This is a genomic window from Micavibrio sp. TMED2 (assembly GCA_002168225.1).
Taxonomy (GTDB): domain Bacteria; phylum Pseudomonadota; class Alphaproteobacteria; order TMED2; family TMED2; genus TMED2.
On the sequence record NHBH01000007.1, the window covers coordinates 37,793 to 50,126 of the forward strand.

Genomic DNA, 12,334 nt, shown 5'->3' on the forward strand with positions numbered 1-12,334 from the left:
ATTATACCCCCTGTGCCTGCAGCCACATTTCGACCATGCCCACCTGCCAGAGGGCAGAGCCCCGCAGCTTGGTGATGTGACCGGTTGGGTCATCGAACAGCTGGTCAAGATATCCCTGTTGGAACAGGCCGCGTTCCTTTGCCTTCTGGCTGCTCAGGGCATCGCGCACCATATCGAGATACGGGCCTTGTATGTATTTCAGTTCCGGCACCGGGAAATAGCCCTTGGGTCTATCGATGACCTCGGACGGGACGACCTTGCGGGCGGCTTCTTTCAGCACGCCTTTGCCGTTCTGGGCCAGCTTGTGTTCGGCGGGAATGCGGGCGGCAAGCTCGACCAGCTCATGGTCGAGGAACGGTACCCGCGCCTCGAGGCCCCATGCCATGGTCATGTTGTCGACCCGTTTCACCGGATCATCGACCAGCAGTACATTGGTATCAAATCGCAGTGCCTTGTCGACCGGATCATCAGCGCCGGGCTGTGCGAAATGCGCCTGCAGCAATGCCAGGCTCTCATCCCGTTCCGGCAGATAATCCGGGTTGATCTGCGTTGCCAGTTCCTTGTGAGTTCGATCAAAAACCGTGCCGGCATAGGTCTCGACCGGATCATTGGTTTCGGCCAGTGGCGGATACCAGTGGTAGCCGGCAAAGACCTCGTCCGCGCCCTGTCCGGACTGAACGACCTTGATCGATTTTGTGACCTCCCGGGACAGCAGGTAAAAGCCGATATTGTCATAGGAGACCATCGGCTCTGCCATGGATGAAATGGCGTTTGGCAGGTTATTCCGCATCTCATCCGACGGAATCATGATCTTGTGATGATCGGTGCCGTATTTGTTGGCGATTATGTCGGAGTAGATGAACTCGTCGCCCTTTTCGCCATTTGCGGCCTCAAAGCCGATGGAGTAGGTCGAGAGATGCTGTTGCCCTTCCTCGGCCAGCAGGCCGACGATCAGCGAACTGTCAACACCGCCGGAGAGCAAGACGCCGACGGGAACATCGGCAACCATGCGACGCCGCACGGCCTGACGCAGCCCATCAAGCACCATGTCGCGCCATTCGGCCATCGGGCGGCGCGCGTCTTCTTCGCTGCGGGTGAAGTCCGGCTCCCAGTAGCGGATATCCTTCAGGCGGCCATCCGGCTCGACAAGCCGAACCGTGGCTGGCGGCAGTTTGCGGACACCTTTCAGGATTGTGCGCGGCGGTGGCACGACCGCGTGCCAGCTCATGTAGTGGTGCAGGGCAACCGGATCGATTGTCGTATCGATGTCGCCGCCGGCAAGCAGTGACGGCAGTGTCGAGGAAAAGCGAATGCCGCTGTCATCCTGTGTGTAGTAGAGCGGCTTGATGCCGAAACGGTCGCGTGCAAAGGCAACGCGGCCAGTCTCGCGGTCATAGATCGCAAAGGCGAACATGCCTTGCAGGCGTTTCACGGAATCCGGGCCCCAGGCATGCCATGCCTTGAGAATGACTTCGGTATCGCCGGTTGAGGAAAAGCTGTAACCGGCGGCAATCAGTTCATCGCGCAGTTCCGGGTAGTTGTAGATACAGCCATTGAAGGCAATGGTCAGGCCGAGCTGGGTGTCGACGAAAGGCTGTGCCGATGCCTCCGAAAGATCGATAATGCGTAACCGTCTGTGACCGAAGCCGACCCGTCCGCGAATGACGATGCCGCCGCCATCAGGCCCGCGCGGAGCAAGGGCTTCAGACATCCGCTCAATGCGTGCCGCAGAGGCGGTCGCAGAGGTTTTATTTTTGAAGAGAATTTCTCCACAAATTCCACACACAATTCGTACCTGTTTCTGATTAATGCTAAAAAGATGTCCAACGACATATGGTTGTTGCGTGTCAGATCAAGGTTATTTTTTCATTTTTTGCTAATAAAGGCCAAATTTTTGACGTTATAAGTAATTTTCAAAATTCTGGAGTTGTTGTTTCGTAAACGGCAATGACTTGTTTGTTGTACTTTTGTGTGCTTGATTTTTTGTTGCGATGGGGGTTTTATTTTTTGTGGCTCTTGGTTGTAAATTTTGCGACCAACGCGGCACTGAATTTTTCCTGACAGCATCACAGCGTTGCCATTTCCAAGCCGGGCTCAATAAAAAAGCTGCGCCCGAGTGGTTACGGGCGCAGCCTTTATCTGTTGTCTGATGATGCCTGATCAGGCGTGGAGATCGAAGCGATCGGCGTTCATGACCTTGGTCCAGGCGGCAACGAAATCCTGTACGAATTTCTCTCCATTGTCGTCCTGGGCATAGAGCTCGGCATAGGAGCGCAGGATCGAGTTCGAGCCGAATGCGAGGTCAACGCGTGATGCCGTCCATTTGACCGTATCGGTCTTGCGATCACGGATTTCATAGACGCCATTGCCAGCCGGTACCCATTTGTAGGCCATATCGGTCAGGTTGACGAAGAAATCGTTGGTCAGGGCGCCTTCGCGGTCGGTGAACACGCCATGTTTGGTGCCACCGTAATTGGTGCCCATGACCCGCATGCCGCCGACCAGTACGGTCATTTCCGGTGCGGTGAGGCCGAGCAGCTGGGTGCGGTCCAGCATCATTTCTTCTGCCGTTACCACATATTCCTTCATGATCCAGTTGCGATAACCATCCGCCAGTGGCTCGAGAGCCTCGAAGGAGTCCGCATCGGTCTGCTCATCGCTGGCGTCGCCGCGACCGGGTGCGAACGGTACCTCGACCGCATAACCGGCTGCCTTGATCGCCTGTTCGACGCCGACATTGCCCGCGAGGACAATGACATCGGCGATGGATGCACCGGCCTCTTTGGCAATCGGCTCAAGTACTGACAGAACTTTGGCGAGGCGCTCCGGTTCGTTGCCGACCCAGTCCTTCTGTGGTGCCAGACGGATGCGGGCACCATTGGCACCGCCACGCAGGTCGGAGCCGCGGAAGTTGCGGGCGCTGTCCCATGCGGTGGCGACCATCTCGGCGAGGCTGAGACCGCTGGCGGCGATCTTGGCCTTGACCGCTGCCACATCGTAATCGGTGCTGCCAGCCGGGATCGGGTCCTGCCAGATCAGATCCTCTGCCGGCACATCGGGGCCGACATAACGGATTTTCGGGCCCATGTCGCGGTGGGTCAGTTTGAACCACGCGCGGGCGAAGGTGTCCCGGAAATAGGCTTCATCGGCCATGAATTTCTGACAGATCGCGTTGTAGGTCGGGTCCATCTTCATCGCCATATCGGCATCGGTCATGATCGGGTTGTGACGGATCGATGGATCGGAGGCATCGACTGGCTTGTCCTCTTCCCGGATATTCACCGGCTCCCATTGATGGGCACCGGCCGGGCTCTTTTTCAGTTCCCAGTCGTAACCGAACAGCAGCTTGAAATAGCCCATGTCGAACACGGTCGGATTGGTGGTCCATGCTCCTTCGATACCGGAGGTGACAGCGTTGGATGCCTTGCCCTTCATATTCGGGTTGTCCCAGCCGAAGCCCTGCATTTCAGGGCCTGCCGCTTCCGGCTCTGGCCCAAGGGTGCTGGCATCGCCATTGCCGTGGCACTTGCCGACCGTATGGCCACCAACGGTAAGTGCAGCGGTTTCCTCGTCATTCATCGCCATACGGGCAAAGGTTACCCGCACCTGCTCGGCGGTCTTGAGTGGATCGGGCTGGCCGTTCACGCCTTCCGGGTTAACATAGATCAGGCCCATCTGGACTGCCGCCAGCGGATTTTCCATGGTGTCGGGCTTGGTGAGGTCGGTGTAACGGCTGTCGGACGGTGCCAGCCATTCCTTCTCGGCACCCCAGTAGATGTCTTTTTCCGGATGCCAGATGTCCTCACGACCGAAGCCGAACCCGAAGGTTTTCAGGCCCATGGATTCATAGGCGATATTGCCGGCGAGGATCATCAGATCGGCCCAGCTGACGCTGTTGCCGTATTTCTTCTTGATCGGCCAGAGCAGACGGCGCGCCTTGTCGAGGCTGGCATTGTCCGGCCAGGAGTTGAGCGGGGCAAAGCGCTGGTTGCCGGTGCCGCCGCCGCCGCGACCATCGGCGAGGCGATAGGAACCGGCCGCATGCCATGCCATGCGGATCATGAGGCCGCCATAATGGCCCCAGTCGGCAGGCCACCATTCCTGACTGTCGGTCATCAGTGCATGGAGGTCTTTTTTCAGCGCATCGACATCAAGCTTCTTCAGGGCTTCACGATAATTGAAGTCCTTGCCCATGGGGTTGGTCTTGGTGTCGTGCTGATGCAGGATGTCGAGATTGAGGGAATTGGGCCACCAGCTCGTGACGCTTGAGCCTGCCATGGTGTTGCCGCCATGCATGACGGGGCATTTGCCGCCGCCTGAAACATCGATACCGTCCATTGTTATGTCTCCTCTCCTGCAATCAGGTTTGTTTATCGGTTGGTATAAAATTGGTCATATCGGGCGTCGCGCGCGCATTGTCCGAAGCCCGCAATCGAGGCCTGTTTATAACAGTTCTAAATATTATTGGAATTTTGAAATTCTAATCTTTGTGATAAGTTTTTCTTATGAATGGCCTGACTATGAAACATCTCAGATACTTCGAGGCACTGGCGCGTCATGGCCATTTTGGTCGGGCCGCCGATGCCTGCGGTATCTCGCAGCCTGCACTCTCGGTTCAGATCAAGGAACTGGAGGCATTGCTGGGTGCGCCGCTGACCGAACGCAGCGCCCGGCAGATACGGTTGAGCAGTCTCGGTGAGACCTTTGCCCGGCGGGCACGCGAAATATTGCGCTCGGTTGATGAACTGAACGACCTTGTCCGTGCCGAAAGCGGCGTCCTTACGGGGCGCTTGCGCATCGGCATCATCCCGACCATCGCACCCTATCTGCTGCCGGGGCTGATCCGTGAACTGGGGGCGCAAAGCCCTGATCTCGATATCCTGCCGCGTGAGGCGGTGACCCAGACCCTGATCCGGGATCTGAACGAGGGGAGGCTCGACATGGCCGTTGTGGCGTTGCCGGTATCTGAGCCCGCGCTACATGAAGAAGTCCTGTTCGATGAAGAGTTTGTGCTGGTTCGGCCCCGTGCCGATGCCGACAAACCGGTACCCGATGCCGAGCAGTTGCGGGAGATGCGCCTGCTGTTGCTCGAGGAGGGCCATTGCTTTCGCAATCAGGCGCTGTCCTTCTGCAAGCCGTCGACACTGGCGGCACGGGACATGATGGAGGGCTGCTCACTGTCGACACTGGTGCGCATGGTTGGTTCCAATATCGGGGTCACATTGATCCCGGAAATGGCGGTGCCGACCGAAACCCGTCTCGCCGATGTCTCGGTTGAACGTTTACCATCACCGCGTCCGACGCGCACGGTCGGCATGGTCTGGCGCAAGTCCAGCCCATTGGCGCCACAATGGGCCGAGATTGCCCGTACCCTGCAGGGTTGTGGCCGCGACCGGCTGATCTGATTGGCCATGCCGCGCCGCACCTCTCTCCGCTATGTCCGAGAGCATGACGCAGGAGCGCCTCAATCTTGTCATGCCGGTATGTTTCGCGCTTCGTTGAGACTGCAGACTAATAAAATCAGTCGCCTAGAAGAGGTGTCGCTTCTGCAAATAAATTATCATCGTTATCTACCAGCGGGGTTTCTGTGCGAAAGCGAATGTAATTCCCATTGCCTAAATCTTGATGATTCATTTCAAGTGGCCCGAGCGTATCGATAATTGACTTAGCCACAGATCGGTCGCCCAAGAATCCTACTAAACGCATGGAGTAGTTCCATTCTATGGCCCAAGACCAGCATTTCGTGTCTGGGTAGTGTCTAATGCAGATGCTATAGAAACCTTCCGCTGTATGTCCAATTACACATGGTGCCCAGTTTGATACGGCATCGGCAAAATCCGTGATGATCTTGTTACCATAATCAGTACGTCTCACGATAATTAATGGGTGGAAATCTCCTGGCCAGCAATAACCACGTTTTTTGTTCTTCTGGTACGTTATCCAGTAGAAAAACCCAGTAAGTTGTAGGCGTGCTAACGCAAAGGCACGTTTTTCGTCAATCTGTGGTGGAGATACGAAGTTGAAGTTACAGGTGATATTAGATCCAAAAGGTAAGCTGAATTTAATGTTTTCGTGACTGTACTTCACTGGCTTTTTTGTTCTACGACTAATTGCATTTGTAGCCTTACGGCTTGCCTCTTCTTTGGTGGCACTATCATAGTTTGGATTTGCTTTTTCGCCCTCAAACTGGAGCGTAATGGCCGATATATCATCTTCCAAGTCGGCCTTGCGATTATTGCATGGTTCACAGGCATTAACGATCAAGTTCCAATGCCTATTTAACTTCCCTTTAGGGACGAATTTACGCCCTACGACATGTTCCTTGCTGATAACGGGTACGGTAGTCAGGTCACAGCCACAATAAGGGCAAGTCATATTTTTAAGACGAATTACCTTGTTGGTGGGGTAGTGGGTTAGAGTTGAATTCAATGCACTTGTCCTAATTTTTACCGCTTTAAACTCATGAGAGCGCTTTCTAAAGTAGCAAACATTCTGAGTGTCCGATTGCATATTGATGAAAATCCGCACTACGTTGATCTGAATCAATGCCCGCAACTTACAGTTGTATTTTTATAAGGCTGTCGACTGGCGCTATTCGGGCCTGACGGCACAGCAACGGGAGGGACCATCTGATGAGCAAAACCAGAAAAACAACAACCGGCCCCCGGTCATTTACAGGCGCTTTTCCACTGTTTGATATGGAAGCGCTGATTTGCGCCCATGAGCGGTCACTGAAATCCGCGGCTGAGGCGCAGGAACATTTCTTCCAGCAAATCATCTCGATGAACCGGGAGTGCTTCAAGTTCATCGAGAGCCGTCTGGAGCAGGACCGTGAGGCCCTCAAGAGCCTCGGCAGTTGCAACTGTCCCGGCGATGTCATGAAGGTGTATGGCCAGTTCTTCGAGACGGCGGCGAAAAACTACTCCGATGAATTCGGCCGGATTGCCAGCCTGTATGAAAAACAGGTCGAGGAAGCCGTGGAGGACGTCAAACAGCAGGTTGACCAGACCACGATGGCGGCACTTTAAGCCCGACTGCTCCGCCCGCGAGGGCTGCTCAATGATCAGGATTTAACCGTGATCAGGATTGGATGTTGTCATGCCTTACAAATCCATAGTGACCTATATCGAGGACAAACCGGATACCCAGCCATGGCTGAAGACTGCCGTGGAAATCGCCCGGCAATATTCTGCCCATCTGACCATTGCGGTGCACAGCCGGTTGGCCGATCATCCGCCCTTCATCTATGGCGATGCTTCCGGCATGGCGGTCGCCGAGTTCATTGAAGAGAGCAAGCAGGCGACCGAAGCGCTCGTCGCGGCGGCGCGGGAAGTCTTGCTGGCTGAGGATATTCTCGGCGAGGTCTGCCCGGTTGCCTATCCATACGGTGCGCCCGGTTATGAGTTCGGTCGATTGGCACAATTCGCCGATCTGATCGTGCTTGGCGGGATGTACGGTGCGGGGGCTGGCAAGACCATGGCCGAGGTATTCTCCGGCGCGCTGTTCGACTGCGATGCGACGCTGCTGGCAGCACCGTCAGGTATGGGCGCACTCCGCCCGGACAATATATTGATTGCCTGGAATGACAGTCGTGAGGCGCTGCGGGCCGTGCGGCGTGCCATGCCGCTGCTGGGCAAGGCCGGTACGGTGACGATCCTGATGATTGACCCATCCACCCGCGCCGATGATATGCCGGGTGCCGAGTTGGCGACCATGCTTGACCGCTATGGCATCAAGGCGGAGATATCCACGATACCCCGCGGCAACCAGCCGGTCGGTGATCTGATCGCGCAACGGGCACAGGAGGCGGGCGCTGATCTGGTGGTCATGGGCGGCTATGGTCATTCAAGATTTCAGGAATATGTCCTGGGTGGTGCGACCCGCGATTTTCTGAAGCAGTTGCCTGTCCCGGTCTTGATGGCACATTGATCAATTCGTGAACGCCCAACCGTGTAAATGATGCTGTGGCTTGCGATTTCTTTGGTTTCGTTCGATATCCGAAATATTGTTTTCCTGTGCAATAAACGGCATTATATAAAAATAAATATATAATTTTATCATTTTTTATCTTATCCGGTTATGCTTTTAAATTGATGGGTGTATGGTTTTAACTTGAATTAGTGGTTTTGTTTTCTTTAGTCTTGTTGCAGCAGGATATGAGGCGTCCGCTCAAGCCTCTTCTATATGGTGTCTTGACGGTTTGATGGCGTCATCCGGGAACGGGCGAGTTTATGGAGAACAAGTCGGCTCTGGCTGAGCGGCGTAGCGGATCTGCAGTGCTATCGGCGCATGCGCTGTCGACCCTTGGGCCGAGCCCGGCACTGGACCGGATTGTCAGGCTCGCCGCTTCGCTGTTCGACATGCTTATCGCCGTGGTCTCGGTACTTGACGACAAGCGGCAGTTTACCCTCGCCAGCTATGGCCCGCCCCTCGGGGAGGTGGAGCCTGAAACTGCTTTCTGCGCCCATACCCTGTCATCCGATGGCGCAGTGGTGGTTCCGGACACCGTGGCAGACCGGCGGTTTTGCAATAACCCGCTGGTAACCGCTGATCCATCAATCCGCTTCTATGCCGGAATACCGTTGTGTCAGGAGGGGCAGCGCTCCGCCATTGCCACACTGTGTCTGATGGATACCGAACCGCGTGACCGTTTCTCCGCTGAGGAGATGGCACGCTTTCAGGAACTCGCGGCCCTTGTGGTCGATATTATCGAAGGCTATGGCGCGGCTGCCCGGCAGCGTGAGGGTGAAGCCGATGCCGATGCCGCAGGTCTGGGCCTCGACCCGGTACAGTTGCAGCGGTTCTTCCAGCAACTGCCGATTGCCATGGCCATGTTCGATCTGGACATGACCTATCTTGCGGCAAGCGCCAGCTGGCTTGATCTCAACCAGCTGGGCCAACAGGACCTGATTGGCCGGAACCATGATGAGGTCATGCCCTATCTGCCGGATGAGTGGCGCAAACAGAGCAGGCTCGCGCTCGATACCGGCGCGCTGGTTATTTCCGAGAACGTGCTGCCGCTGCCGGACGGGCCGACAATCTGGGTACGCCGGACCATCGTGCCATGGCATGACCGGCATGGCGGTATTGGCGGGGTAATCAAGTTCTTCGAGGATATTACCGATGCCAAGCTCCATGAGCAGGAGAAGGCACGTAACCGTGTCTTTCTGGAATCCGTGCTGGCCAATATCAAGGATGGCATCGTTGCCTGTAACGAGGATGCCGAACTGATCCTTTTCAATGATGCGGCGCAGGAGTTTCACGGCAAGGGAGTGCGCAATCTGCCCCCGGAACAGTGGGCGGCACATTATGATTTGTACGGATCTGATGGTGTAACTCGTCTGGCTGTCGATGAGGTGCCGTTGGTTCGGGCGGCCAAGGGCGATCTGGTCATCGATCAGGAGATGGTCATTGCACCGAAGGATGGTTCCAGAAAGATCATCATGTGTCATGCCGCACCAATGCATGACCGTGACGGGCAGCTGACGGGCGCCGTGGCCACCATGACCGATGTTACGGCGGAACGGGAAGCGCGCGCCGAGGCCACAAAGGCCGAGTTACTCTACCGGGCCATCTTTAACCAGACATTCCAGCTTTGTGTTGTCCTGGATATCAGGGGCTACATTATCGAGGCCAATGATGCGGTTCTGGAGTTGACGGGTCGTACGCGTGAGGCGCTGACCCAGAAACCCATATGGATGCACAACTGGTGGCCCAGCCGGGAAAATCTCAGTCACGAGCTTGAGGTGTCTTTCCGCCGTGCTCTGCGTGGCGAGTTTATACGCTACAATGTGGAGATTCAGGATCGGAATGGCCGTGTGGTGCCGATCGATTTCTCCCTGAAGCCGGTATTTGACGGCCATGGCAATGTCACCACCATCATTGCCGAGGGCCGGGATATCACCGAACAGCGCCAGCAGGAGGCGCGGATCAATGAGCAGAAGGATCGGTTCCGCCTGCTCTATGATGAAACGCCGGTGATGATGTATTCGATCGATGCCACGGGCTGTCTGATCAGCGTCAGCAACTACTGGCTGCGGGTTATGGGTTATGACCGTAACGAGGTGATCGGCAGGCGCTCGGTTGATTTCCTGACCCCGGAATCCCGGAAAAAGGCGGTGGACGAGGTATTGCCCGCATTCTTTGAAAAGGGTGAATGCCGCGATGTTGAATACCAGATGGTCAAGAAGGATGGCGAGCTGATCGAGGTGCTGCTCTCGGCCATCGCCATGTATGATGACGGCCAGTTCCAGCGCTCTCTTGCGGTGATGACCGATGTCACGGACCGCAAAGCCGTCGAGTACAAGCTGGTTCAGGCACAGAAGATGGAAATGGTCGGGCAACTTACCGGCGGCCTCGCCCATGACTTCAACAACCTGCTCAGCGTGGTGATGGGCAACCTGCAACTGCTGGAGCGGGAGGTCGAGACAACCGAAAAGACCTCAAGGCAGATTACGGCGGCGCTCGATGCGGCCGAGCGTGGTGCCGAACTGACCCGGCGCTTGCTGGCGTTCTCAAGGCGTCAGAAGCTCGAGAGCAGCATCTTTGAACCCAACCAGATGATTAGGGGTTTACGCGATCTGCTCACCAGCAGTCTAGGGGAGCACATCAAGCTGCAGGTCAGCCTGATGCCTGACATTGCCAATGTGGTGACGGATCGGGCGCAACTGGAATCCGCCATTCTCAATCTTGCGGTCAATGCCCGTGATGCCATGCCTAACGGCGGCAACCTGACCATCGAGAGTGCGGAGACAAGCATCACACATCCGCGCCGGTTTCAGGCGGATGAAATCCTGCCGGGCAATTATGTTGTGATTTCCGTAATTGATACGGGGGTCGGTATTCCACAGGACAAGATTGCCAGCGTGTTCGAGCCGTTCTTTACCACCAAAGCGGTGGGCAAGGGCAGCGGGCTGGGGCTCAGCATGATCTATGGCCTGATGCGGCAATCCGGCGGCTATGTCCAGATTGACAGCGTGGTCGGGCGCGGCACCACGGTCCGGCTGTATCTGCCTGCCGTCACCGAACGCGCCGATCGGGCGGCAGAGCCGGTCAAATCAGCCGGTCTGGTCAAAGGGTCCGGCGAGATTATATTAGTGGTCGAAGATCAGGATGCGGTGCGTGATGTTGCGGTCGGACTTATCGAGGAGCTCGGTTACACGGTCCTCAAGGCGACAAACGGACCGGAGGCTATGGAGATTGTTTCCTCGATCTGTCGGATCGATCTGTTGTTTACGGATATTGTGATGCCGGGTGGTATGGACGGGCCAACGCTTGCGATTGAGGCACGCAAGTTGCGGCCCGAACTGCCGGTGATCTTTACCACCGGTTATGCCGATGCGTCGGTTCTGAGAAAAATCCGCAAGTCGGTTAATGGAGGCGTGGTGACAAAGCCATACAGGCGCGATGATCTGGCAGAAAAGATCAGCATCGCGCTGGATAAAAAAACTGTTTCCTCATAGGGCACTACAAGATTTTGAGAGGCGAGTATGTCTGGTGAGCTGAAATATGACGACAAGATTGCGCTGGTCATTGATGATCAGGAGCCGGTGCGTGAAATGGTGCGTTCCATGCTGCGATCGCTGGGCTTCATGGAAATCCGTGTGGCCAGCAACGCCCTTGATGCCATCGAGCTGATGTCCAAGGGGCGGGCGATTGATCTGATCGTCTGTGATTATTCGATGCCCTATTTGTCCGGGCTGGATTTTGTCGGGGCGGTACGCACCGATCAGGCAAATGCGCGTAAGGATACGCCGATCATCATTCTCACCGGCTATGCCGAGGATGACAAGGTGCAGACCGCTGCCTGGCTGCAGGTACAGGCCTTCATCCGCAAGCCGGTTTCGCTCGACCATCTGGCGAAACGGATCGGCCATGCAATGGAGAACCCGCCGGGCGAGGTGGGCCATATCATTGATCCCGAGCGGGTAAAGGCGAAACTGCTGCAGGCCGAAATTGAGCGGATGCAGTTTGATGCCTCACCGAACGAACTGATGGATCAGGCCAAGCTGGATGAACTGTTCCTGACGCTCAAGAAGGAAGCCGACGGCGACATGAATGCGGCGATGGAACGGCTGGTTGTACCGGTTGATGATGTGCGGACCGGTGATGTTGTGGTCAGCGATATCAAGCTTGGCACCGGCGAAATCATTGTGCCCAAGGGGGCTATCGTCACCGAGAAGATCATCAAGACCCTGCGCCGGATGGAGGAGCGGAATATGCTCGCCGGCATGGCGGTTGTCCCCCGCAAAAAGGCGGTACCGGCGGCATAACCGAAAAACGGGCCATCAAGGCCCGTTTTCCATATCCGCTGGAGCTATTTGAACTATGACCC

At 56.1% G+C, this 12,334-nt stretch carries 7 protein-coding genes; 5 read left to right on the forward strand and 2 right to left on the reverse strand.

Annotated features, from left to right (window positions below; translation table 11 throughout):
* Position 1 precedes the first annotated feature (1 nt).
* Complete coding sequence (locus CBB62_11220) at positions 2 to 1,786, reverse strand: asparagine synthase (glutamine-hydrolyzing) (protein ID OUT40038.1); 1,785 nt, start codon at positions 1,784 to 1,786, stop codon at positions 2 to 4.
* A gap of 374 nt (positions 1,787 to 2,160) precedes the next feature.
* Positions 2,161 to 4,338, reverse strand: coding sequence for a catalase/peroxidase HPI (locus CBB62_11225; GenBank protein ID OUT40039.1), 2,178 nt, complete (start codon positions 4,336 to 4,338; stop codon positions 2,161 to 2,163).
* Positions 4,339 to 4,505: 167 nt separating this feature from the next.
* On the opposite strand from CBB62_11225, the gene CBB62_11230 reads away from it, so the two are divergent.
* The 5 genes from CBB62_11230 to CBB62_11250 all read left to right on the forward strand — a co-directional run bounded on the left by CBB62_11230 (position 4,506) and on the right by CBB62_11250 (position 12,272).
* Entirely contained in the window at positions 4,506 to 5,405 is a 900-nt protein-coding gene (locus CBB62_11230) for a LysR family transcriptional regulator (GenBank protein OUT40040.1), read from the forward strand.
* 1,227 nt (positions 5,406 to 6,632) lie between these two features.
* The gene (locus CBB62_11235; GenBank protein OUT40041.1) at positions 6,633 to 7,028 is read left to right on the forward strand and encodes a hypothetical protein; all 396 of its coding nucleotides are present in this window, start codon (positions 6,633 to 6,635) and stop codon (positions 7,026 to 7,028) included.
* Between the two features lie 58 nt (positions 7,029 to 7,086).
* Positions 7,087 to 7,929, forward strand: a complete 843-nt coding sequence (locus CBB62_11240) for a hypothetical protein (protein ID OUT40042.1) — start codon at positions 7,087 to 7,089, stop codon at positions 7,927 to 7,929.
* A gap of 302 nt (positions 7,930 to 8,231) precedes the next feature.
* A complete protein-coding gene (locus CBB62_11245; GenBank protein ID OUT40043.1) occupies positions 8,232 to 11,462 on the forward strand; it encodes a hypothetical protein in 3,231 nt (1,076 codons plus the stop codon).
* 27 nt (positions 11,463 to 11,489) lie between these two features.
* A complete protein-coding gene (locus CBB62_11250; GenBank protein OUT40044.1) occupies positions 11,490 to 12,272 on the forward strand; it encodes a hypothetical protein in 783 nt (260 codons plus the stop codon).
* Positions 12,273 to 12,334: the final 62 nt, after the last annotated feature.